The organism is Streptomyces sp. NPDC055025, from assembly GCF_053608565.1.
The window spans coordinates 104,127-126,301 of the sequence record NZ_JBSGVS010000021.1 but is presented as its reverse complement, the minus strand read 5'-3'; the positions used below and the strand labels follow the sequence as shown (position 1 = coordinate 126,301).

Annotated in this window: 20 protein-coding genes and 1 tRNA gene; 6 read left to right on the top strand and 15 right to left on the bottom strand. The window is 71.1% G+C overall.

Translation table 11 applies throughout. The features are described 5' to 3' along the window. Positions 1–77 precede the first annotated feature (77 nt). From ACWGDX_RS15660 to ACWGDX_RS15640, 5 genes are read right to left on the bottom strand one after another with little or no spacing between them, the layout of a single operon-like run. Positions 78–1,106, bottom strand: coding sequence for an ABC transporter permease (locus tag ACWGDX_RS15660; RefSeq protein ID WP_453625862.1), 1,029 nt, complete (start codon positions 1,104–1,106; stop codon positions 78–80). Next, entirely contained in the window at positions 1,103–2,641 is a 1,539-nt protein-coding gene (locus ACWGDX_RS15655) for a sugar ABC transporter ATP-binding protein (RefSeq protein WP_453625876.1), read from the bottom strand. Before ACWGDX_RS15655 ends, ACWGDX_RS15660 begins: the two co-directional genes overlap by 4 nt. A gap of 11 nt (positions 2,642–2,652) precedes the next feature. Next, a complete protein-coding gene (locus ACWGDX_RS15650; RefSeq protein ID WP_363085191.1) occupies positions 2,653–3,741 on the bottom strand; it encodes a sugar ABC transporter substrate-binding protein in 1,089 nt (362 codons plus the stop codon). 27 nt (positions 3,742–3,768) lie between these two features. Next, a complete protein-coding gene (locus ACWGDX_RS15645; RefSeq protein WP_453625859.1) occupies positions 3,769–4,545 on the bottom strand; it encodes an SDR family NAD(P)-dependent oxidoreductase in 777 nt (258 codons plus the stop codon). Further along, positions 4,542–5,861, bottom strand: coding sequence for an enolase C-terminal domain-like protein (locus ACWGDX_RS15640; RefSeq protein ID WP_453625857.1), 1,320 nt, complete (start codon positions 5,859–5,861; stop codon positions 4,542–4,544). Before ACWGDX_RS15640 ends, ACWGDX_RS15645 begins: the two co-directional genes overlap by 4 nt. Positions 5,862–6,112: 251 nt before the next feature. On the opposite strand from ACWGDX_RS15640, the gene ACWGDX_RS15635 reads away from it, so the two are divergent. Next, complete coding sequence (locus tag ACWGDX_RS15635; protein ID WP_382849167.1) at positions 6,113–7,147, top strand: PAC2 family protein; 1,035 nt, start codon at positions 6,113–6,115, stop codon at positions 7,145–7,147. A gap of 174 nt (positions 7,148–7,321) precedes the next feature. On the opposite strand, the gene mshC is transcribed toward ACWGDX_RS15635, so the two are convergent. The 4 genes from mshC to ACWGDX_RS15615 form a co-directional block, all read right to left on the bottom strand. Further along, the gene (mshC, locus tag ACWGDX_RS15630) at positions 7,322–8,551 is read right to left on the bottom strand and encodes a cysteine--1-D-myo-inosityl 2-amino-2-deoxy-alpha-D-glucopyranoside ligase (protein ID WP_382849164.1); all 1,230 of its coding nucleotides are present in this window, start codon (positions 8,549–8,551) and stop codon (positions 7,322–7,324) included. Between the two features lie 199 nt (positions 8,552–8,750). Further along, positions 8,751–9,578 carry an SCO1664 family protein gene (locus tag ACWGDX_RS15625; protein WP_453625855.1) on the bottom strand — a complete coding sequence of 276 codons (828 nt, stop codon included), beginning with the start codon at positions 9,576–9,578 and terminating at the stop codon, positions 8,751–8,753. After that, positions 9,542–10,132, bottom strand: a complete 591-nt coding sequence (locus ACWGDX_RS15620; protein WP_365900438.1) for a DUF3090 domain-containing protein — start codon at positions 10,130–10,132, stop codon at positions 9,542–9,544. The genes ACWGDX_RS15625 and ACWGDX_RS15620 overlap by 37 nt, the downstream gene beginning before the upstream one ends. Positions 10,133–10,294: 162 nt before the next feature. Further along, positions 10,295–11,017, bottom strand: a complete 723-nt coding sequence (locus ACWGDX_RS15615) for a histidine phosphatase family protein (RefSeq protein ID WP_453625853.1) — start codon at positions 11,015–11,017, stop codon at positions 10,295–10,297. A 133-nt stretch (positions 11,018–11,150) separates the two neighbouring features. Here ACWGDX_RS15615 and ACWGDX_RS15610 point away from each other — a divergent pair, with 133 nt between their 5' ends. Next, positions 11,151–12,185, top strand: coding sequence for a magnesium and cobalt transport protein CorA (locus tag ACWGDX_RS15610; protein ID WP_453625851.1), 1,035 nt, complete (start codon positions 11,151–11,153; stop codon positions 12,183–12,185). A gap of 166 nt (positions 12,186–12,351) precedes the next feature. On the opposite strand, the gene ACWGDX_RS15605 is transcribed toward ACWGDX_RS15610, so the two are convergent. Further along, positions 12,352–13,137 carry a ferritin-like domain-containing protein gene (locus tag ACWGDX_RS15605; RefSeq protein ID WP_453625849.1) on the bottom strand — a complete coding sequence of 262 codons (786 nt, stop codon included), beginning with the start codon at positions 13,135–13,137 and terminating at the stop codon, positions 12,352–12,354. A gap of 265 nt (positions 13,138–13,402) precedes the next feature. After that, positions 13,403–14,455, bottom strand: coding sequence for an LLM class F420-dependent oxidoreductase (locus ACWGDX_RS15600; protein WP_453625847.1), 1,053 nt, complete (start codon positions 14,453–14,455; stop codon positions 13,403–13,405). 141 nt (positions 14,456–14,596) lie between these two features. Here ACWGDX_RS15600 and ACWGDX_RS15595 point away from each other — a divergent pair, with 141 nt between their 5' ends. Then, entirely contained in the window at positions 14,597–15,580 is a 984-nt protein-coding gene (locus ACWGDX_RS15595) for an aldo/keto reductase (RefSeq protein WP_066955781.1), read from the top strand. Continuing rightward, positions 15,577–17,865, top strand: coding sequence for a helix-hairpin-helix domain-containing protein (locus ACWGDX_RS15590; RefSeq protein ID WP_453625845.1), 2,289 nt, complete (start codon positions 15,577–15,579; stop codon positions 17,863–17,865). The genes ACWGDX_RS15595 and ACWGDX_RS15590 overlap by 4 nt, the downstream gene beginning before the upstream one ends. 287 nt (positions 17,866–18,152) lie before the next feature. On the opposite strand, the gene ACWGDX_RS15585 is transcribed toward ACWGDX_RS15590, so the two are convergent. Further along, positions 18,153–18,803, bottom strand: coding sequence for a hypothetical protein (locus tag ACWGDX_RS15585; protein WP_453625843.1), 651 nt, complete (start codon positions 18,801–18,803; stop codon positions 18,153–18,155). Positions 18,804–18,850: 47 nt separating this feature from the next. Between ACWGDX_RS15585 and ACWGDX_RS15580 the strand changes: the two genes are divergently transcribed. Beyond that, complete coding sequence (locus tag ACWGDX_RS15580) at positions 18,851–19,039, top strand: DUF5703 family protein (RefSeq protein ID WP_453625841.1); 189 nt, start codon at positions 18,851–18,853, stop codon at positions 19,037–19,039. 82 nt (positions 19,040–19,121) lie between these two features. Here the strand turns inward: ACWGDX_RS15580 and ACWGDX_RS15575 are convergent, their stop codons facing one another. From ACWGDX_RS15575 to ACWGDX_RS15565, 3 genes are all read right to left on the bottom strand, one after another. After that, entirely contained in the window at positions 19,122–19,943 is an 822-nt protein-coding gene (locus ACWGDX_RS15575) for a chaplin family protein (RefSeq protein WP_453625839.1), read from the bottom strand. A 138-nt stretch (positions 19,944–20,081) separates the two neighbouring features. After that, positions 20,082–20,315, bottom strand: coding sequence for a chaplin ChpH (gene chpH / locus ACWGDX_RS15570; RefSeq protein WP_453625837.1), 234 nt, complete (start codon positions 20,313–20,315; stop codon positions 20,082–20,084). Between the two features lie 179 nt (positions 20,316–20,494). Next, the gene (locus ACWGDX_RS15565; protein WP_453625835.1) at positions 20,495–21,820 is read right to left on the bottom strand and encodes a M20/M25/M40 family metallo-hydrolase; all 1,326 of its coding nucleotides are present in this window, start codon (positions 21,818–21,820) and stop codon (positions 20,495–20,497) included. Positions 21,821–22,016: 196 nt separating this feature from the next. Here ACWGDX_RS15565 and ACWGDX_RS15560 point away from each other — a divergent pair. Next, positions 22,017–22,101, top strand: a tRNA-Leu gene (locus ACWGDX_RS15560). The last annotated feature ends 74 nt before the right edge of the window (positions 22,102–22,175 follow it).

Sequence of the window (22,175 nt, the reverse complement as noted above, 5' to 3'; positions counted from 1 at the left end):
CGGCTCGACCCTCTGACGCCTCGACCGGCTGACGCCCGCCGGAGCGCGCGCGGGAGACGCCCGCGCGGCCCGTACGGTCAGTCCTGCTTCTCCCCGCTCGCGAAGCGGGAGATGACCAGCGCGACGATGATGATCGCGCCGTTGAGGAACTGGTTCCAGAGCGCGGGCACACCCCCGAGCGTCATCACATTGACCACGAGCTGAAGCGTCAGCACACCCGTCAGCGCGCCGAAGAGCGTGCCGCGCCCGCCCTTGAGGCTGATACCGCCGATGACGGCCGCGGCGAAGACCTGGAAGATCCAGCCGTTGCCCTGGGTGGCCGCGACCGATCCGTAGTGACCGGTGTAGAGGATGCCCGCGAAGGCCGCGAGCAGCCCGCCGACGGCCAGCACGATCCAGGTGACACGGTCCACCCGGATACCGGCCGCGCGGGCCGCCTCCGGGTTGCCGCCGATGGCGTACAGCGACCGTCCGTGGCGCAGCCACGCGAGGGTCGCGCCGCCGATCGCGAACAGCGCCAGACAGATCCAGACGGCCGCCGGGGCGCCCAGCCAGTCGGTCTTGCCCAGGTACCGGAAGGACTCCGGGACATCGGTGATCGACTTGCCCTCGGTGATACCGATGTGGAGGCCGCGCAGCATGGTCAGCATGCCGAGGGTGGCGATGAAGCCGTTCACCCGCAGCTTGAGCATCAGAAAGCCGTTGACCGCGCCGATGATCACACCGATCAGCAGACAGGCGGGGATGGCCATCCAGACCGGCAGCAGATCGAGTCCGGCGAACCGGCCGCCCTCCGAGGGCAGCACCAGCCACATGGCGATGACCGGCGCGATACCGATCGTCGACTCCATCGACAGGTCCATCCGGCCGACGATCAGGATCAGCGCCTGGCCGAGGACCAGCAGGCTCAGCTCCGAGGACTGCTGGACGACGCTGATCAGATTACTGGAGGTGAGAAAGACCGGCGAGACGATGAAGCCGATCACCATCAGCACCAGGATCACCGGCACCAGGGAGAAGTCGCTCCACCGGATGAGCTGGAGCCGGCCGCGCGGAGTCGCGCTCCCGGTCTCCTCCGCCACCGGCGGTCGTATGGTCTCCGTCATTCCCGCTCTCCCACACCTTCCATGGCGGCGACCAGTTCCCGGTCGGTCCACCCGCTTTCGAACGACGCCACCACGCGCCCGTGGAACAGGGCGAGCACCCGGTCGCACACCCGCAGATCGTCCAGCTCGTCCGAGATGATCACGGCCGCGCTGCCCTCGTCCGCCACCCTGCGCACCACGCCGAGCAGGGAGTCCTTCGACTTCACATCGACGCCGGCGGTGGGCCGCAGGGCGACCAGCGCGCTCGGGCCGCGCGCCAGGGCGCGGGCGACGACGACCTTCTGCTGATTGCCGCCGGACAGCCCCGAGACGGGCTGCTCGGGGCCCTGCGTCTTGATGTCCAGCGACTCGATCATGCCCTGGGCGAACTCCCGCGTCCGCGAGGGCAGTACGGTCCCCCACGGACCGAGCTGATCGGTGACCGTGAGCGTGGCGTTCTCGGCGACGCTCCGGTCCAGGACGAGCCCCTGGCGGTGCCGGTCCTCGGGGATGTAACCGATACCGGCGTCCAGCGCGTGCGGGACGCTGCCCGGCTTGACCTGGCGCCCGCGTACGGCGATCCGTCCCGAGGTCGGCGCGCGCATCCCGACCAGGGTCTCGCCGAGGGCCGTGTTGCCACTGGCCGCGCTCCCGGCCAGACCGAGCACCTCACCGGGCCGTACGGCGAGATCGAGCGGATCGAACTCGCCCTCCAGGGCGAGCCCCTCGACCTTCAGTACGGGCTCGGCCCCGGCGTCCGGCGCGCTCGCGCGCACGGCGTGCCAGGCGGCGGCCGTGCCCGCCGACTCCCCGGTCATCGCCGACACCAGGTCCTCCTTCGACAGCTCGGCCACCGGTGCGGTCAGCACATGGCGGGCGTCGCGGTAGACGGTGACGGCGGTGCAGAGTTCGTACACCTCCTGGAGATGGTGGGAGATGAAGAGGAACGCCACTCCCTGGCTGCGCAGTTCACGGAGCTTGTCGAAGAGCCGCTGGATACCGCGGGCGTCGAGCTGCGCCGTGGGCTCGTCGAGAATGATCAGCCGCGCGCCGAAGGACAGCGCCCGCGCGATCTCGACGAACTGCCGCTGTTCGACGGGGAGATCCTTGGCCCGAGCGTTCGGGTCGACATCGACCCCGTACTCCGCGAGCAGATCCCGCGCCCGCCGGCGCAGTCCGCGCCAGCTGATGAACCGGCCACCGGGTCCGGCGCCGGTCCGGTCCAGACCGTAGTGGTTGAGGAACAGATTCTCCGCCACGGTCAGATCGGGGACGACCATCGACTTCTGGTACACACAGGCGACCTTGGACTGCCAGGCCGTGGTGTCGCCGAAGGCGGGCGCGGGCTCGCCGCCGAAGCTCACCTGGCCCGCGTCCGGCCTGTGCAGCCCGGTGATCACGCTGACCAGGGTGGACTTGCCCGCGCCGTTGCGCCCCACGAGCGCGTGGGACTCGCCGGGCCGTACGGTGAGCCGGACGCCGTCGAGCGCCACGGTGGGACCGAAGCGCTTGACGATGCCTTCCGCGTGTACCGCAGCGGGCGCTTCCTGCCGCATGGAGTCCATCGCTAGCTCTTCTTCTCCAGCTGGTTGGCCCACAGCTTGGGGTCGTCCACGTTCTCCTTGGTCACCAGCGGCGCGGGAAGCTGGTCCTCGAAGCCGTTCGGGATCTTGATGATCGTGGAGTCGTGGTCGGTCGGACCCGCCTTGGGGGTCACGCCCGCGAGTGCCTGCTTGGCCCAGTACAGCGCGTAGTTGGCGTACAGGTCGGCCGGCTGGGAGACGGTGGCGTCGATCTTCCCCTCCCGGATGGCGTCCAGTTCCTCGGGGATGCCGTCGTTGGAGATGATCGTGATGTGCCCGGGGGTGCCGGGCGCCTTGAGCAGCTTCTTCTGCTCCAGCAGGGCCAGCGTCGGCTGGAGGAAGACACCGCCGGCCTGCATGTAGATGCCGTTGATGTCGGGGTGGGCGGTCAGGGTCGACTGGAGCTTGGCCGAGGCCACGTCGCCCTTCCACTCGGTGGCCAGCTCGAAGACCTCGATACCGGGGAACTTCTCGTCCATACAGGACTTGAACGCCTCGGAGCGGTCGCGGCCGTTGATGGAGGACAGGTCGCCCTGGAACTCGACGACCTTGCCCTTGCCCTTGAGCTGCTCGCCCAGGTACTGGCAGGCCTTCTCGCCGTACGCGCGGTTGTCGGCCCGTACGACCATGTAGACATCGCCCTTGTCGGGGCGGGTGTCCACGCTGATGACGGGGATCTTCTTGTCGCTCAGCGTCTGGAGCGTCTCGGCTATCGCGCCGGTGTCCTGCGGGGCCATGATGACGGCCTTGGCACCCTGGTCGGTGAAGACCTGGACATTGGAGACGAGCTTTCCGATGTCGTTCTGCGAGTTGGTCAGCGAGAGCGCGTCGACCTCGCCGGCCTTGACGCCCTTCTCGATGTACTGCTGGTACGAGTTCCAGAAGTCGCTGTCGCTGCGCGGCAGGTCGATACCGACCTTGCCACCGCCCGCGGCGTCGCTCCCCTGGTCACGGTTGCACCCGGCCAGGACCGTGACGGCCAGGACCACGGCGCAGGCCGAGGCGCCGGTGGTACGGAGTCGCCCGAGTGGAAGTCTGTACGGGGCGGAGCGTCCCGTGCTCTGTCGCTGCATGATGTGCATCCTCCTGATGAGTGCGGCTCAGTTGACGGGGCGCAGGCGCAGGCCCTGCATTCCGCCGTCGACCGCGAGCGCCGTCCCCGTGACGGCGGCCGCGGCGGGGCTGGCGAGATAGGCGACGGCGGCGGCGACCTCGGCCGCGGCGACCAGTCGCCCGGTGGGCTGGCGCGCTTCCAGCGCCGCGCGTTCGGCCCCGGGGTCCGCGGCCTGGTCGAGCAGTCTGCCGACCCAGGGGGTGTCCGCGGTACCGGGGTTGACGCAGTTGACCCGGATGCCCTCGCGGACATGGTCGGCCGCCATGGCCAGGGTCAGCGACAGGACGGCGCCCTTGCTGGCGCTGTAGAGGGCGCGCTGCGGCAGCCCGGCGGTGGCGGCGATGGAACAGGTCTGGGTGATCGAGACGCAGCCGGGCCGTTCGGCCGCCGAGCGGCGCAGATGCGGCAGGGCGTGCCGGGCGGTGCGGACCATGCCGAGGACATTGATGTCCAGGACCCGCCGCCACTCGTCGTCGGGGTTGTCCGCGACGGTTCCGATCGCGCCGAGACCCGCGTTGGAGACGATCGTGTGCAGCCCGCCGAACTCGGCCGCCGCGGTGTCCACCGCGGTCCGTACGGCCTCGTCGTCGGTGACGTCCGCCGTGAGCGGCAGTGTCCCCTTGGGCGCGCCCGCGCAGTCGCGGTCCAGTACGGCGACCTGGGCGCCGCGTTCCAGCAGCAGCGTGGCGATGGCCGCGCCGATGCCCGAGGCACCGCCCGTGACCAGGGCGCCGAGCCCCTCGAAGTCCCCTGCGCCGGTCATCGGTCGTTCTCCTCGGTGGTGGCACGGGCCTGCCAGACGGGCCCTTCCGGATAGCGGTGCGCGGCGATCGACCCGGGCAGCATCCGGGCGGAGAAGCCCGGTGCGCCCGGCGCCGTGTAGCGTCCCGCGGTGATCACCACGGGGTCGGCGAAGTGCTCGTGGAGATGGTCGACATACTCGATGATCCGGTCCTCCCAGCTCCCGGAGACGGCGACATAGTCGAACATCGAGAGATGCTGCACGAGTTCGCAGAGTCCGACCCCGCCGGCGTGCGGGCAGACGGGTCTGCCGTACTTGGCGGCGAGCAGCAGGATCGCGAGATTCTCGTTGACCCCGGCGACCCGGGCCGCGTCGATCTGAACGTAGTCGACGGCCTCGGCCTGGAGAAGCTGCTTGAACATCACGCGGTTGGCGACATGCTCGCCGGTGGCCACCTTGACCGGCTGACCCGCGCGTACGGCGGCGTGGCCGAGGATGTCGTCGGGGCTCGTCGGCTCCTCGATCCAGTGCGGTTCGTACGGGGCGAGGGCCGACATCCAGCGCACCGCTTCCGCGACGTCCCAGCGCTGGTTGGCGTCGACGGCGATCCGGATGCCGGGGCCGACGGCGGCGCGGGCCAGCTTCATCCGCCGGATGTCGTCCTCCAGATCGGCGCCGACCTTGAGCTTGATCTGCTCGAAGCCATCGGCGACGGCCTGCTTGGCGAGGGTGACGAGCTTGGTGTCGGAGTAGCCGAGCCAGCCGGGCGAGGTGGTGTACGCGGGATAGCCCTCGGCGCGCAGCCGGGCGGCCCGCTCCGCCCGGCCCGGCTCGGCGGCGCGCAGGATGGCCAGCGCCTCGTCCGGGGTGAGGGCGTCCGTCAGATAGCGGAAGTCGACGAGGGAGACCAGTTCCTCGGGTGTCATGTCCGAGAGGAACTCCCAGACGGGCTTGCCCGCGGCCTTGGCCGCCAGGTCCCAGGCCGCGTTGACGACGGCGCCCGCCGCCATATGCATGACGCCCTTCTCCGGGCCGAGCCAGCGGAGCTGGGAGTCATGGGTCAGCTCGAAGTAGAGGGCGGCGAGATCGGCCGCCGTGAGCGGGGCAGGTCTGCCGAGCACATAGGGCCGCAGCGCCTCGATGGCGGTCGCGGTGACCTCGTTGCCACGCCCGATCGTGAAACAGAATCCATGGCCCTCCGCGCCACCGTCCGTGCGCAGCACCAGATAGGCGGCCGAGTAGTCGGGATCCGGGTTCATGGCGTCGGAGCCGTCGAGCTGTTCCGAGGTGGGAAAACGGATGTCGTGAACCTCGAACCCCGTGACGGTCTGACTCATGCACGCTCCCTGAGAAGAACATCGGACCTCTAGTGGTCATCCGATGTATAGCGCCGTTCAGGCCAGATAGTCCAGGGTCGGAACGAAATTTACGATGACAGCTCGGATGAATCTTCCAGGAGAAGCGTCAGTTCTCCGGCCTATGCCCCGGTACGCCGAAGTTCACCCGGGCGTGCGCGGGGCTGCGGGCGGGTACCCGGGAAGCCGTAAGGTTGGTCCGTACGAAAGGGAACTTCGGAAGGAGGCACTGGGTGATCGAGCTCGAGGGGGTTCCCGAGCTGATCGACCCGGTCATGGTGGCCGCGTTCGAAGGCTGGAACGACGCGGGCGACGCAGCCTCCACAGCGGTCGCGCATCTCGACCGGGAGTGGAAGGGCGAGGTGTTCGCGGCGCTCGACGCCGAGGACTACTACGACTTCCAGGTCAATCGCCCCACGGTCTACCTGGACGGCGGCGTACGGAAGATCACCTGGCCGACCACCCGGCTCTCCGTGGTGCGGGTCGGCGGCGAGAAACCCCGTGATCTGGTGCTGGTCCGCGGTATCGAGCCGTCCATGCGCTGGCGCTCGTTCTGCAACGAGCTGCTGGGTTTCGCCCATGAGCTGGGCGTGGAGATGGTCGTCATCCTCGGCGCGCTGCTCGGCGACACCCCGCACACCCGGCCGGTGCCGGTCAGCGGCGTCACCTCCGACCCGGATCTGGCCAGGACGATGGATCTGGAGGAGACCCGCTACGAGGGACCGACCGGCATCGTCGGCATCCTCCAGGAGGCCTGCACGCACGCGGGCGTCCCCGCGGTGAGTCTGTGGGCCGCCGTGCCGCACTATGTCTCGCAGCCGCCCAACCCGAAGGCGACGCTGGCACTGCTGAACCGGCTGGAGGACCTGATCGGTCTGCGGATCCCGCTGGGTGAACTGGCCGAGGACGCACGGGCCTGGCAGCTCGGGGTGGACCAACTGGCCGCCGAGGACAGCGAGGTGGCGGAGTACGTCCAGTCGCTGGAGGAGGCGCGGGACACCGCGGAGCTTCCCGAGGCGTCCGGCGAGGCCATCGCCCGGGAGTTCGAACGGTATCTGCGGCGGCGCGACGGCGGCCCGGGACAGACGCCGGGAGGCCATGCCACGGAGAGCGGTGAGGGGTCCTCATATCTGCGTGATGCCTCGGGCGGGCGCGGCCGGCCGCAGCGGCCGACGCGCGGCGGCGGTGAGCCGGGCAAGGAGTCCGAGCAGGGTCCCGCCCGTCCTGAGCGGGGACCGGACGACGAGGACGACTCCCCCGAGGAGTGAACCGCCGCCCGGCGGAGAGCGACGGAGAAGGCGGAGAGACAGGGACTGAGGCAGGGACGAGGAGCGGGGTGGCGCCATCGGGCGCCGCCCCGCTCCTGTGCCGTACGTCGTCCTGGTGCGGTACGCCGTTCCTGTCAGGACCGGACGACGCGGCTGCCGCCGGGACTCCGCGTCCTACAGCGCGACCCCGAGCAGCGCGTCGACCGCGCGGGACACCACGCCGGGCGCCCCCTCGTCCGTACCGCCGGCTGACTCCTGGAGCGCCGCCCAGCGGTCGACGGCCAGGAGCGCCGCGGGGGCGTCCAGATCGTCCGCCAGGGCCTCACGGATCTCGTCGACGACCGCGTCGGACGGCGGGCCGTCCGGCCGGGACACCGCCGCCCGCCAGCGCCCGAGACGCTCCACGGCCTCCTGGAGCACCGCGTCGGTCCACTCCCAGTCGGAGCGGTAGTGGTGCGCGAGCAGCGCGAGACGGATCGCCGCCGGGTCCACCCCCTCATGACGGAGCGTGGACACGAAGACGAGGTTGCCCTTGGACTTGGACATCTTCTCGCCGTTGAGGCCCACCATCCCCGCGTGCACATAGGCACGCGCGAACGGATGCTCGCCGGTCAGCACCTGGGCGTGCGAGGCGCCCATCTCATGGTGCGGGAAGGCGAGATCGCTGCCACCGCCCTGGACGTCGAAGCCCATACCGAGATGGTCGAGGGCGATGGCCACACACTCGATGTGCCAGCCGGGCCTGCCGCGGCCCAGGGTGCCCCCGTCCCAGCTCGGCTCGCCGGGACGGGCGGCCAGCCAGAGGATCGGGTCGAGGGGGTTCTTCTTGCCCGGCCGGTCGGGGTCGCCGCCGCGCTCGGCCGAAAGCAGCCGCATCGCCTGGGAGTCGAGCCGGGAGACCTCGCCGAAGTGGGGGTCGGCCGCCACGGAGAAGTACACGTCGCCTTCGAGCTCGTAGGCGGCCCCCGCGTCACGCAGCCGCTCCACCAGCGGCACGATGCCCGGTATGGCCTCGACGGCGCCGATGTAGTGCTGGGGCGGCAGCATCCGCAGCGCGGTCATGTCCTCCCGGAAGAGGGCCGTCTCGCGCTCCGCGAGGCCGACCCAGTCCTCCCCGTCGCGCCGTGCCCGCTCCAGCAGCGGATCGTCGACATCCGTCACGTTCTGGACGTACTGGACCTGCCGCTTCGTGTCGAGCCACACGCGCTGAACGAGGTCGAACGCGTTGTAGGTCGCCGCGTGACCCATGTGGGTCGCGTCGTACGGGGTGATACCGCAGACGTAGATACGGGCGACGGGACCGGGCTCAAGGGTGACTCGGCCATCGGTCGAGGTGTCGTGAATCCTGAGGTCGCGGCCACTGCCAGGCAGGGCGGGGACTTCGGAAGCGGGCCAGGCATACATGCCATGAGCGTAACCGGATGGATGTTCCGCATACGAACCGGATGGGCGGTCCTGGCCGGTTGGGCGCTCTTGCGTATCGGGCCGAAAAGTGCTTGTTCCGTATGGCCGGTATCCATCAGGCCCCGGACACCTGCCGGTGGAGACCTGCCGGTGCCCGCACGTCCGCGCGCCCGCCCGCCCGGTGGACAGCGGCCGGTGTCTACACGGGGGGCCAGGGGATCGCGGGCCACTGGCCCGAGGGGCTCGGATGAAGGCCCGTACGGCGCAGCTCGCGGACCCGGGCCCGTACGGCGTCGGTCTCGGCCGCGGTGATGAGTTCCGCCAGCCGGGTGGCGAGGGGCGCGGACTCCGCCAGGGCGTCCTCCAGCCGCGCGAGCACCTCCAGCACCTCCGGGGTCAGCGGCTCACCGGCCCAGCCCCACAGCAGGGTGCGCAGCTTGTCGTCGACGTTGAAGGTGACGCCGTGGTCGATGGCGTACAGCCGCCCCTCCGGCGCGGGCAGCAGATGACCGCCCTTGCGGTCGCCGTTGTTGATGACCGCGTCGAGCACGGCGAGACGGCGCAGCCGCTCGTCGTCGGCGTGCACCAGCAGCGCCGTACGCCCCTCGCCCACCTCGGCGAGACCGACGGCCTTCCAGCCGTCGCCCGGCTCCTCTTCCTCCACCAGGGCCAGCAGCGGCTCTCCGGCCCCCTCGGCCTCCGGCTCGATCCAGAGCTGGCACATGCCCTGTCCGTACGGGCCGTCCCGCAGCACGGTCGGCGGCACCAGCTCCCAGCCGGTCTCCTCGGAGACCGCGTACGCCGCCACCTCGCGCTGGGCGAGCGTCCCGTCGGGGAAGTCCCACAGGGGCCGCTCCCCCGCGACGGGCTTGTACACGCAGTGGGCTTCGATGCCCTCGTACGCGACGGAGCAGTAGAGAACCGCGTTGGACGCCTCGCGGATGCGTCCGCGCACGGTCAGTTCGCCCTTGGTGAGCAGATCGACCACGGTCACGCTCCGCGGCGGTATCCGTTCTGGCGCGGGCATACATGTCCTTCCGGGTCGAGCGGCAGGCTGCACAGCGGACACGGTGGCCGGCCCGCGTTGACGACGTCCAGGGCGCGTTTGGCGAAGGCCCTGGCCTGGGCGCCGGAGAGCCGGACGCGGAGCATCGGCGGACCGTTCTCCTCGTCCTGGAGCAACCGCTCCTCGGCCTCCGCGAGGTCCTCCTCGGTATCGGCGTCCAGCTCGACGAGCGCCTGCGCCTCGACGATCATGCGCTGCTCGTCACCGTCCCAGGCCAGCGCCATCGTGCCGACCCGGAACTCCTCCTCGACGGGGGCGTCCAGCGGGGCGGAGTCGGAGATCTCGGAGGGCGCCATGACCGGGACCGGGGCATTGCCCCCGGTACGGCGTACGACCTCGTCGAGCAGCTCGTCGATCCGCTCGGCGAGCGCGGCCACCTGGGTCTTCTCCAGGGCGACGCTGGTGACGCGCCCCGCGGCGGAAGCCTGGAGGAAGAACGTACGGCGTCCAGGCAGCCCGACCGTGCCGGCCACGAAGCGGTCCGGCGGATCGTAGAGGAACACCTGACGGGACACGTCCTGTCTCCCTTGGAAATCGACCGCCACCGACGAGCGGTGACGGATATGGCGTGACGTATACGGACGGACAGCACAACCGGCAGCGGAGAGCGGGACAGGGGACCGCGGACGGCCCCCTGGATCGCGCGGACGGCGCGTCCACCCTACTGCGCGGAGCGATCACGGTGCTCCCGCGCCGCCTCCTACGACCCCGCCGCCGCCCGCGGTGCTCTCCCCCGCGCTCTCCCCGGAGCCTTCGCCGCCACTCTCACGCGGCGCCAGTCCGGCGAGGTCGCCGGTGTCGCCGAGCCGGATCAGGAACGGGCGCAGGCGCGTGTAGCGGATCGCCGTCACCGAGCACGGGTCCACATGGATCCGCTGGAAGAGGTCCAGATGCATGCCCAGGGCGTCCGCCACCAGCGCCTTGATGATGTCGCCGTGGGAGCACATCAGGAAGACGGCGTCCTCGCCGTGCTCCTCCTCGACCCGGGCGTTCCAGTCCCGTACGGCCTCCACGGCACGCGCCTGCATGGCGCGCATCGACTCGCCGCCGGGGAACGCGGCAGCGGAGGGGTGCTGCTGTACGACCGTCATCAGCGGCTCGTCGACCAGTTCGGCGAGCTTGCGGCCCGACCAGTCGCCGTACTGGCACTCGCCGATCCGGTCGTCGGTCCGCGCCTCCAGCCCCGGCCGGGCGTCGAGCAGCGGCTGAAGGGTCTCGCGGCAGCGCTGGAGGGGGCTGGTGACGACGGTGGCGATCGGCACACCGGCCAGCCGTTCCGGCAGCGCGGCGGCCTGCGCGGCGCCGCGCTCGTCGAGGGCGACCCCCGGCGTCCAGCCGGCGAGCACCCCCGCGGTGTTGGCGGTGGACCGTCCATGACGTACGAGGATCAACGTGGCCATGCCCGCCAGGGTATGCCGCCCGGGACCGGCCGGGGTCCGCCGGGGTGAACCGGCCGGAACGGGCAGCCGCGTCCGGGACCGGCAGTCCGCGTCCGGGACCGGTGGGGTGCGGCCGGGCGCCGGAGCGGGAAGAATGCCCGCCGTGATCGTGGACTGTGCCATTTACCGCGACGGACGCCGCACCGACGGCCCCGCCGACTTCTCCGACGCCCTCGACGAGGCGCGCTCCCAGGGCGACTCCTTCCTCTGGCTCGGGCTGCACGAACCGACACGGCACGAGTTCGATCTCGTACGCGACGAGTTCGGGCTGCATCCGCTGGCCATCGAGGACGCGCTCCACGCGCATCAGCGGCCGAAGCTGGAGGTCTACGACGACTCGCTGTTCATGGTCCTCAAGCCCGTGGAGTACGAGCCGGAGGGCGACACCGTCTCCACCGGCGAGCTGATGGTCTTCATGGGCGACTCCTTCGTGGTGACGGTCCGCCACGGCGGGGGCGCGGCGCTCAGCGCCGTACGGCAGCGGCTCGAAGCGGAGCCGGAGGTGCTCAAGCACGGCCCCACGGCGGTGCTTTACGCCGTCAGCGACGCGGTCGTGGACCACTACATCGAAATCGCCGTGGAGCTCCAGGTCGATCTGGAGGAGCTGGAGGCGGACGTCTTCTCACCGAGCGGCGGCGACGGCGCACCGGGGTCGTCGGGCTCGTCACGGGCCCCGGCGTCCGCGTCGTCGACCGCGGCGCGGATCTACAACTTCAAGCGGCAGGTGCTGGAGTTCCGGCGGGCCAGCGGACCGCTGGCGGCGCCGATGGCCCGGCTGGCGAGCGCGGGTGTGCCCTTCGTCCATGACCACTCGCGCCCGTTCTTCCGGGATGTCAACGACCATCTCCTGCGCGCCAACGAGCAGGTGGAGGGCCTGGACCGGCTGCTCTCGGACATCCTGTCGGCGCATCTCGCGCAGATGGGGGTGCGCCAGAACGACGACATGCGGAAGATCTCGGCATGGGCGGCCATGGCCGCGGTGCCGACCCTGGTCGCGGGGATCTACGGCATGAACTTCATGGATATGCCGGAGCTGCACTACGCGTGGGGCTATCCCGCCGTGATCGGGTTCATGGCGGTCGTGGTCACGGCGCTGTACCGCCAGTTCAAGCGGCGGGGCTGGCTCTAGGGCGGGTTCCGAAAGGAGCGCCCGCCCATCCGCCCGGAGGGCGGGGCCGCGCCGGTCACGGAGCGGCTGATGTCACCGCGGTGCGTGCGACCGACGACAACGCGGCGAGGCTCGGTGCGGTGCGGTGCCGGGGCACGCGAGCCCGGCGGGATCCGGACGAGAGGCCCTAGAAGGCGGGGGCCGTGGTCGCGGGGCCGCCGAGGGCGTCGCGGCGCTCCGGCATCCTGAGGCGCACCATCCGGCGCCAGCCGAGGATCCGTTCGTACGCGTACACGGCGTTGATCGCCATGGCGAGCACCGCGGCCTTGGGCGCGGGCCAGTCGAGCAGCCGGCCCATCCGCTCCATCACGGCGAGACTCACCTGCCGGTAGACCTGGATCTCGGCCATCGCGCACTCCCGCAGGATGCGGTGGATGGTACGGGCGTGCCCCTGCCGGGCCAGTCCGAGCAGTTCCTCATGGCAGTAGGCGAGATGGTTGTCCTCGTCATCGCTGATCATCTTGACGGCCTTGCCCACCTCGGGATGGTCGCCGAAGTACCTCACCAGCATCACCATCTGGTCCGCGGCCCGCTGTTCGGTGATCCGGCTGTGCGAGAGATAGATCACGATGTCCGCCTCGGTGAGCCGGTCGTCGCGGCGCAGCTTCGCGTGGGTGAGCCCGATGCCCCGGCGCTCCAGCAGCATGGTGTAGTCGGTCTCGCGCGGGATCTCGACCGGTTCGAGACCGCGCTTCCTCAGGAGGGCGTGAAAAATGCGCCCGTGCTTGTCCTCGTCGGTTCCGTGCCGGGCGATCTTCGGTGCGAGATCCCGCATGGACTCGGGCACCAGGGCGGCGATCCGGCCGTTCTCCCACCCTCCCTGGGCCTCTCCGCTGGCCGCGATGGAACAGAAGAGCCGGAAGGTACGGTCGTCGTCCAGGATTTCCTGGAACAGGCTTCGGGCCGAGAGCATCACTGTCACCTCCATACAGACATCCGCAGAAAACGAGTCAAATGGGGTGCGGGACAACAGGCAACAGGTGCGCCGTTCGGCTGAGCCGAAAGAAGGAGCGCGAAGGCGGGTCCGGCGCGTAACCGAGCGGGGCCGGAAGGCGTTGTCGTACCTGACGGCCGTGGCGGGGAAGACCCCCGAGCCCCCACCACGGCCGCGGACTTTCCTCCTCGGGCCCCCCGACCGCCGCCATCGCCCGTCCGGGCCAACGGAACCGGGCCCGGGGCTAGGACACCAGGCCCGCGCGCTCCAGGGCGTCCGTACCGGCGCGCAGGGCGGCGACGCGCTCGTCGAGCGTGAAACCGGCCGGAGCGAGGGTCAGCGTGGTGACACCCGCGGCGGCGTAGGCCCGCATCCGGTCGGCGATCCGCTCCACCGGACCGAGCAGGGTGGTCGAATCGATCAGCTCGTGCGGAACGGCCGCCGCCGCGCCGTCCTTGTCACCGGACAGGTACTTGTCCTGGATCTCCGCGGCGGCCTTCTCGTAACCCATCCGGCAGGCGAGCTGGTTGTAGAAGTTCTGCTCGCGGCTGCCCATGCCGCCCACGTACAGCGCGGTGTACGGACGGAAGTTGTCGGCCAGCGCGTGGATGTCGGCACCGATCGCGAGGGGCACGGTGGGGCAGACGTCGAAGCCGTCCATGGTCAGTCCGGCCTTCTCACGGCCCGCCCGGAGATACCTGATCGCGGTGTCCTCGAGATGCTCGGCGGAAGGGAAGATCAGCAGCGCGCCATCGGCGATCTCGCCGGTCTGCTCCAGGTTCTTGGGGCCGATCGCGGCGATGTAGAGGGGGATGTGCTCACGCTGCGGATGCACGGTGAGCTTGAGCGGCTTGCCGGGGCCGCCGGGCAGCGGCAGCGTCCAGTGCTCACCCTCGTACGACAGCCGCTCACGGGTCATGGCCTTGCGGACGATCTCGACGTACTCCCGGGTCCGGGCGAGCGGCTTGTCGAACTTCACGCCGTACCAGCCCTCGGAGACCTGGGGACCCGAGACCCCGAGGCCGAGCCGGAACCGGCCGCCGGAGAGGGAGTCGAGGGTGGCGGCGGTCATGGCGGTCATGGCGGGCTGGCGGGCCGGGATCTGGAGGATCGCGGAGCCGACGTCGATGCTCTCCGTCTGCGCGGCGACCCAGCTCAGTACGGTCGGGGCGTCGGAACCGTACGCCTCGGCGGCCCAGCAGACGTCATAACCGAGCCGGTCGGCCTCCTGCGCGACCGCGAGATTGTCGCTGTCCATCCCGGCGCCCCAGTACCCGAGGTTGATGCCAAGCCGCATGGCCACTCCCTAACTACCGATGACTACTGATGAGTAACGTCCCTGTGCCGGGGACTCTAGCGCGCCGTACGGGCTTCCGTCAGCGGCGGGTTGTCCACAGGCTCTCTCCGCGTGGGGTCCTGGCCAGTAATCTCAGCAGCCATGGAGCAGAGGCATCTCGGCCGTACCGGCCTGCGCGTGTCCCGGATCGGGCTCGGCACCCTGACCTGGGGGCGGGACACCGACGAGCACGACGCCGCCGATCAGTTGAAGGCCTTCTGGGAGGCGGGCGGGACACTGGTCGACACGGCGGATGTGTATGGCGGAGGGGAGTCGGAATATCTGCTCGGGCAGTTGATCGAGCGGCTGGTGCCGCGCCGCGATCTGATCGTCGCGACGAAGGCCGGCAGTGTGCCCGATCCGTACCGGCGCTTCGACGGATCGCGCGGACATCTGCTCGCCGCGCTCGACGCGTCACTGGAGCGGCTCGGCACGGACTATGTGGATCTGTGGCAGATACACGCCTTTGACGACGAGACACCGCTGGAGGAGACCCTCCACGCCCTGGACATCGCCGTGAGCAGCGGCCGTGCCCGGTACGCGGGAGTGTCGAACTACTGCGGCTGGCAGCTCGCCAAGGCCGCCACCTGGCAGCTCGCCGCGCCGGGGATACGGACACGGCTGGCCAGCACCCAGATGGAGTACTCACTGTTGCAGCGCGGAGTGGAGCGCGAGGTGCTGCCGGCCGCGCTGGATCTGGGCGTCGGACTGCTGCCCTCGTCGCCGCTGGGGCGCGGGGTGCTCACCGGCAAGTACCGGCACACCACCCCGCCGGACTCGCGCGGCGCCTCGGAGCAGATGGCGCCGTTCGTCGAGCCGTATCTGGACGAGGCGGCGAGCCGGATCGTGGACGCGGTCGCGACGGCCGCGGACGGGCTCGCCACGACACCGCTGGAGGTGGCGCTGGCCTGGGTCAGGGACCGCCCCGGGGTGGTGGCCCCGATCATCGGCGCACGGAACGCGCAGCAGCTCACGGCGGCGCTGTCAGTGGAGAGCCTTAGTCTTCCTGACGAGATCTGCCAGGCGCTCGACGATGTGTCGGCGCCCGTGCACCGCTATCCCGACCAGGACTGGAGCACGCTGTGAGTACGGACCGCGACATCGCTGCCAGGGAGGAGGCCGGTCCCGTGGCCGACACGGCCGACACAGGCGAGCACCCCGCGGCCCGGACAGGTCCGGACGAGGACCCGGGTCCGTCCGCGAACGGCGCCGCCGGGCCCGGTCCGGCGGAAAGCGAGGCACCGGCGGACGCCGGCGCGACGGCCGGAACCGCGGCCGGTGCGGGTACGGACGCCGAGGGAGCCGGCACCGAAGGGGCGGCCGGCGCCGAGGCGAGCGCCGAAGTGTCCGAGGCCGCCGCCGAGTTGGCCGCGCAGCGGGAGTTGCGGGAGCGGATCGAGCGGCGGAAGGCGGAGAAGGCCGGACCCATCGCCGCCGGTACGAAGCTGAGCGGGCAGGCCGCCGATCTGCTCGCCGCCGTACGGGCCGTGGAGAGCGGCGCCCGGGTGGACCCGGCCCTGCTGCGCACGCCCGCGCCCGTACGCACGCCCGCGCCCGCCGCACCCGCCCCCGTACCGGCTCCGGCGCCCCGGTCCGCGCCGCCGGGCGCCCCGCCCGGGACCGTGTCCGGCGTCCGGGCCGTCCTCGCGGAGGGTGGTGCGCCGGAGGCGCTCGCGGGGCAGGCCGCCGCCGTGCTCGGGGAGCGGGCCGCGGACGCGCTGCGGGAGGACCCCTGGCAGCTCCTCGCCGTGCCCGGGGTGCGGCCGGAGCAGGCCGACGGATTCGCGCGGGCCCTGCTCGGGGCGGCATGCGGCCCCGGCGACGAGCGCCGGGCCGCCGCGCTGGTCGGCTGGCTGCTGGAGCGGGCCGCGCTCCAGGGCCATACGGCGCTGGAAGCGTCGTCGGTGCGCCGCGCACTGGCCGAGCACGCGGTGCCCGAGCCCGACGAGGCGGTGGAGCACTCCGTCGCCGAGGGCTCCGTGCTCCTCTTCCAGGACGGCCTCGAAGAGGGCCTGGAGGACATGGCGGGCACGGAGGGCGCGGCCGGGGAGACCGGGGACGCCGGGCCACAGGGGGACGCGCACCCCGCCGGGGCGGCCGAGGCGGCGCCGGTCCCCGACCTGCTGGCGCTCGACCGCTACGCCCTCGCGGAGGAGAGCCTCGCCGACGGACTCGCGCGGCTGGTCAAGACCGGTCCCGACGCCTCGTGGGAGGAGGCCGCGGCGGCGGCCCCCTCGCCCTCGGCCGCCGAGCTGATCCGCGCGGCCTCCGGGCACGGTCTCGTCCTGCACACCGGCGGTGAGGCGGCCCGCGCGGAGCCGGCCGCGCTGGCCGGGGCGGCCCGTGCGCTCGGCGTGCGCGCCGTCCTCGCCGTCCACAGTGAGAACGGCCGCGCCAGGCTGGGCGCGGAGACGGTCACGGTGGCCGGGCTGCTGGCCGGTACGGAGGGCCCGGGACGGGACGAGGACGGCCGGTTCGCCCTCGGTCTTCTGGTGGTGCTGGACGCGCCGCAGCTCGATGTGGAGACGGCCGCGCTGCTGGTCGAATCCCTGCCGGACGGCGCCCGGCTGGTGCTCAGCGGGGATCCCGGGGTGCTGTGGTCGGCCGGCGCGGGCCGGGTGTTCGCCGATCTGCTGGCCGCCCGTGTGTGCCCGCGGATCGTCTCCCGTACCCCCGACCCGGGACCGGTCGGCGAGCTGGTCTCCGGTATCGGCGTCGGCGAGCTGAACCAGGTGGAGGCGCCCGGCCGGGAGGTGGTGATCGTGCCGGTGCGGGACGCGGGCGAGGCGGTGCACCGCACGGTGCAGTTGGTCGCCGAGTCGGTGCCGCGCGCTTTCGGGACGGCCGCCGGGGAGACGCAGGTGATCACCGTGGGCCATGGCGGGGCGGCCGGCACCCGCGCGCTCAACGCCGCGCTGAAGCAGCGGCTCAACCCCGGCCCCGGCCTGTTCGGCGGCTTCGACCCGGGGGACAGGATCGCGTACGCGCCCTCGCCCGGCAGGACGCTCCAGGGCGCCGTGGTCTCGGCGGACCAGGAAGGGCTGCTGCTCGACTGCGAGGGCGGGGAGGTCACCGTCCCCAGGGAGCGGGTCGAGTCGGCCGTGCGGCACGGCTGGGCGCTCACCGCGCATCAGGCGGCGGGGATGCGCTGGCCCGCCGCGGTCGTGGTGCTTCCCGGTGACGCCGCCCAGGGGCTGAGCCGCCCCTGGGTCTATACGGCCTTCGGCCGGGGGGACCGGCATCTCTCCGTGGTCCATGGCGTGGACCAGGCCCTGCCGCACGCGGTGGCCACGATCCCGTCCCAGCAGCGCACCACCCGGCTCCGCCCGCTGATCGAGGGCCTGCTGACACCGGCGGCACAGCACCCGTAGCCCTGGCCCGGCCGGGCCAGGCCGCCCGTCCGGGGCCGCCCCTGGCCGCCCCGGACGGAAAGACCTGTCCGGTCCGGTGCGGTCGAGGGGCGATGCGGTCCAGGGGCGATGCGGTCCAGAGGCGATTGCCGTAACCGTGCGCCGGGTGGGCGGGGCGGCAGGTGTCCGCGCGGCGGCGCGGGCCCGTCCGAGCGGAGTCCGACGCCTCGGATGACGTCCAACGGCCTCAGGCGGCCCCTGACGGCCCCCGGCCGCCGGTCGCCATCGGTCGCCGCCGGTCAGGCGTGTCAGGCGTCCTGCTCCTCCAGGTCGTCCAGATCCACGTCGAGATCGTCCTCGTCGAAGACCGCGCTCACATCGAAACGGCAGACCACCTGCTGCGGGTCGGCCTGGTCGAAGGGGGCGCTCAGCCACTCCCCCGGCTCGGGCAGATCGTCGGCCGCCGACACCCAGAGAGTCGAATCGCCCTCTTCGAGCCCGAATTCCTTGTGCCGGGACGCGATCTCGTCCGGTTCGTACTCACCGAAGAGCACCCCCAGCGCGGCATGCACACTGCCGCCCACCACACCGCCGGTGCCGGTGTCACCGTCCACATCGGCGATGCGCTGTGCTTGTGCGAGCAGCCGCTGCGGCTCGACCACCGCGTAGTCACGCCGGATCAGCACACTGAGGGCGTTCGGCTCCTCGGGACCCCTGTATGGCGGAAGCGAGTCGTCCGGATCCGGGATCTCGAAGGGGGTGACCTCGTCGTACCGGTTGTAGAGCCGCTCGTCATAGACCTCGGCGGCGACGGCCAGGGCGTTGAACGCCTCGGAGACAGCCGGATCGTCCTCACCCGTGCGGTGTTCGACCGCCGCTAGATGGCGGTCCAGGGCTACCTTGACCGCCTCGGCGGCGGCACGTACCTCGGCAGCGGTGGGCTGCGCAGCATCAGACATAGTGCAGACGCTATCCGTACCGGGCCTCTGCCCGCACAATAGATGCGATGCCGGAATACGAATTTGTCGACGTGTACGTGCCGCGCGGGGTCTCCCGCAGGGATGCGGCCCGTCTGCTCACCGACCATGCCGAGTACGGACACTGGGAACTGGACCGTCTGAGCCTGCACCGGGACGGCAGTCGCAGAGTGCGGCTGCGCCGGCGCATCATCCGCCAGGCGCGCGCCACCTGGTGAGTGCGGCGGAACGGGCCCCGCTGTCGCGAGGCCCGCCCGTGTCCGTACCCGACCGCCGTACGCACCGTCCGTACGCGTCCGATTACGCGGCGGAGCGGGCGCGGCGGTAGATGAGGCTGCCCGCGATCAGCAGGCCGGCGCCCACCGGGACGGCGATTCCGAGCGCACCCGCACCGGTCTGGGCGAGCGACTCGGTGCCTTCGGGCCGTACGACCGTCTTCGGCTCCGGGGTGTTCGGCGACGGCGGGATCGCACGCACCTGGGTCGGCTTGCCCGGCTTGCCCGGGGTGACGGGCTTCCCGGGCTGTTCCGGCTTGGCCGGAGGGGCGACGGGCGACTCGTTCTCGCAGCCGTTGCCCATGGCGGGGTTGAGCAGGCCGCCGATGGTGACGCTGTTCCCGCAGACGTTCACGGGGATGTCGATCGGCACCTCGATGGTGTTGCCGGAGCCGACGCCGGGAGAGTTCACGGAACCGCCCCCCGCGTGGGAGCCGCCGGCCGGCACGGTGTGCGTGGCGCCCGGGTGCGAACCGCCGTGGTGCGATCCGCCCTGATGTGAACCGCCCGGCTGCGATCCACCCTGCTGCGGGCCGCCGTGGTGCGGGCCGCCGCCCTGCGGTGAGGTGTGCGAGCCGCCGTGTCCACCGGACGACGGGCCGCGCCCATTGGCGCAGCCGTTGCCGAACGCGGGGTTGAGCACCCCGACGACATCCACGGTGTTCCCGCACACATTGACCGGTACATGCACCGGGACCTGCACATTGTTCCCGGACAGCACGCCCGGAGATTTCGCCGCGGTTCCCTCGGCTCCCGAGTCCGCGTGAGCGTGGCCGCCGCCGAGCGCGAGCACGCCGCCCGCGGCCGCCGCCATGGTGATCAGGCCTTTGCGCGTGACCTGTCGCATTGCTTGGATCCCTGCCTTCTGCCTTCCGGGACTGCCCTGGGCATCGGTGCCGGGGCAGGATGCCCAGCGGCCCCGGAGTGCATGGCGCGCACTCCGGGGCCGCACGGGCTCAGACCCTCACGGGTGAGAGATACGACGTCACTTGTTGACGCAGGTGTTGCCGAAGGCGGGGTTCAGCAGCCCGATCACGGAGATCGTGTTGCCGCACACGTTCACCGGCACGTGGATGGGGGCCTGGATGACATTGCCCGAGACCACACCGGGAGAGTTGACGGCGGCACCCTGGGCATCCGAGTCGGCGACAGCCATACCCGCACCCGCGAGCACCAGGCCACCCGTGACAGCCGCGGCGGCGACGATCTTCTTGATCATTATTTCCTCCTTGTTGGCAAACGCGGCCCCAACCGCGGGCCGCAACACCTGTAACGAGGAGGAACCAATGGGGCTACGAGCTTATCGTCGCATTCACTCTTTTCAGTCAAATGCGCACGCGCTGGCGATTGTTGAGAATCCTGTGTCGGCTCTCCTCCGACTCTCCGTCGGCTGTTGTGTCAGCTCTGATCGATGAAACGGTCGAGTACGCGGACACCGAACTTCAGTCCGTCCACCGGCACTCGCTCGTCCACCCCGTGGAACATCCCGGCGAAGTCCAGCTCCGGCGGGAGCTTGAGCGGCGCGAAACCGAAACCGCGGATCCCGAGGTCGTCGAAGGACTTGGCGTCGGTGCCGCCCGAGAGCATGTACGGAACGGCCCGCGCGATCGGGTCCTCGGCCAGGAGCGCGCTCTGCATGGCGTCCACCAGGCTTCCGTCGAAGCTGGTCTCCAGGGCCTTGTCGGAGTGCGCGTCCTCACGCTTGACGCGGGGGCCGATGATCCGGTCGATGTCGGCCAGGAACTCCTCCTCGTAACCGGGCAGGAACCGGCCGTCGACATGGGCGGTGGCCTGGCCGGGGATCACGTTCACCTTGTATCCGGCGGCGAGCATGGTGGGGGCGGCGGAGTTGCGCAGGGTCGCGCCGATCATCTTGGCGATCCCGCCGAGCTTGGCGAGCGTGCCCTCCATGTCCTCCGGGTCGAGCGGGACGCCGAGCGCGTCGGACAGCTCGTCCAGGAAGGACCGTACGGTCTTGGTCATCCTCACCGGCCACTGATGGCGGCCGAGCCGGCCGACGGCCTCGCACAGCTCGGTGATGGCGTTGTCGTTGTTGGTCATCGAGCCGTGTCCGGCGGTGCCCTCGACCGTCAGACGCATCCAGTGCATGCCCTTCTGCGCCGTCTCGATCAGATAAAGACGCAGATTCTCGTTGACGGTGAAGGAGAAGCCGCCGACCTCGCTGATCGCCTCCGTGACGCCCTCGAAGAGTTCGGGGTGGTTGTCGACGAGATACCGCGCGCCGTACGTACCGCCCGCCTCCTCGTCGGCGAGGAAGGCCAGCACGATGTCGCGCGGGGGCTTGCGGCCGCTGCGCAGCCTGTCCCGTACGACCGCGAGGGTCATGGCGTCCATGTCCTTCATGTCGACCGCGCCACGGCCCCAGACGCAGCCGTCCGCGATCTCGCCCGAGAACGGGTGGTGCGTCCAGTCGTCGGCGTTGGCGGGGACGACATCGGTGTGGCCGTGGATGAGCAGGGCGGGCCTGGAGGGATCCTCGCCCTCGATCCGGGCGACGGTCGAGGCCCGGCCCCGGTGGGACTCGAAGATCCGGGGTTCGAGACCCACCTCGGCGAGCTTCTCGGCGACATATTCGGCGGCGGCCCGCTCTCCCGGTCCGGAGTGGTCGCCGTAGTTGCTGGTGTCGATCCGGATCAGATCGCGGCAGAGGTCGACGACCTCGTCCTCGCCGGAGGCGGTCCTGCCCGCGTTCGACTCGCTCACGCTGCTCACTCCCACGGTCGGTGCTGGTGGTCCCCCACATCCTCCCGCGTACCGCCCCCGCACCCCAAGGCGGTTCCCCGCCCGACATACGCCCGTCACACGGTACGAGGGGGACCAGGGCCGTGATCGGGCACCGCCGATTGTTTGCTATGGTTTTCCACGTCGGAACGGCCCCGAGCCGCCCGGCAGACACCTGGTCCGGGTGGCGGAATGGCAGACGCGCTAGCTTGAGGTGCTAGTGCCCTTTATCGGGCGTGGGGGTTCAAGTCCCCCCTCGGACACAGATCATTACCCCACGGGGCGATGCGGAAGCAGTGACCAGGTCCGGACAGAGGCTCGTCTCTGTCCGGACCTG

What these genes read in the sequence shown, in the direction of transcription:
- ACWGDX_RS15650 (WP_363085191.1), bottom strand. Translation starts at nt 3,741, where the DNA reads ATGCAGCGACAGAGCACGGGACGCTCCGCCCCGTACAGACTTCCACTC.
- ACWGDX_RS15605 (WP_453625849.1), bottom strand. Translation starts at nt 13,137, where the DNA reads ATGCTCTCGGCCCGAAGCCTGTTCCAGGAAATCCTGGACGACGACCGT.
- ACWGDX_RS15640 (WP_453625857.1), bottom strand. Translation starts at nt 5,861, where the DNA reads ATGAGTCAGACCGTCACGGGGTTCGAGGTTCACGACATCCGTTTTCCC.
- ACWGDX_RS15645 (WP_453625859.1), bottom strand. Translation starts at nt 4,545, where the DNA reads ATGACCGGCGCAGGGGACTTCGAGGGGCTCGGCGCCCTGGTCACGGGC.
- ACWGDX_RS15580 (WP_453625841.1), top strand. Translation starts at nt 18,851, where the DNA reads ATGCCGGAATACGAATTTGTCGACGTGTACGTGCCGCGCGGGGTCTCC.
- ACWGDX_RS15575 (WP_453625839.1), bottom strand. Translation starts at nt 19,943, where the DNA reads ATGCGACAGGTCACGCGCAAAGGCCTGATCACCATGGCGGCGGCCGCG.
- ACWGDX_RS15655 (WP_453625876.1), bottom strand. Translation starts at nt 2,641, where the DNA reads ATGCGGCAGGAAGCGCCCGCTGCGGTACACGCGGAAGGCATCGTCAAG.
- chpH (WP_453625837.1), bottom strand. Translation starts at nt 20,315, where the DNA reads ATGATCAAGAAGATCGTCGCCGCCGCGGCTGTCACGGGTGGCCTGGTG.
- ACWGDX_RS15610 (WP_453625851.1), top strand. Translation starts at nt 11,151, where the DNA reads ATGCCCGCCGTGATCGTGGACTGTGCCATTTACCGCGACGGACGCCGC.
- ACWGDX_RS15615 (WP_453625853.1), bottom strand. Translation starts at nt 11,017, where the DNA reads ATGGCCACGTTGATCCTCGTACGTCATGGACGGTCCACCGCCAACACC.
- mshC (WP_382849164.1), bottom strand. Translation starts at nt 8,551, where the DNA reads ATGTATGCCTGGCCCGCTTCCGAAGTCCCCGCCCTGCCTGGCAGTGGC.
- ACWGDX_RS15600 (WP_453625847.1), bottom strand. Translation starts at nt 14,455, where the DNA reads ATGCGGCTTGGCATCAACCTCGGGTACTGGGGCGCCGGGATGGACAGC.
- ACWGDX_RS15660 (WP_453625862.1), bottom strand. Translation starts at nt 1,106, where the DNA reads ATGACGGAGACCATACGACCGCCGGTGGCGGAGGAGACCGGGAGCGCG.
- ACWGDX_RS15595 (WP_066955781.1), top strand. Translation starts at nt 14,597, where the DNA reads ATGGAGCAGAGGCATCTCGGCCGTACCGGCCTGCGCGTGTCCCGGATC.
- ACWGDX_RS15585 (WP_453625843.1), bottom strand. Translation starts at nt 18,803, where the DNA reads ATGTCTGATGCTGCGCAGCCCACCGCTGCCGAGGTACGTGCCGCCGCC.
- ACWGDX_RS15625 (WP_453625855.1), bottom strand. Translation starts at nt 9,578, where the DNA reads ATGCCCGCGCCAGAACGGATACCGCCGCGGAGCGTGACCGTGGTCGAT.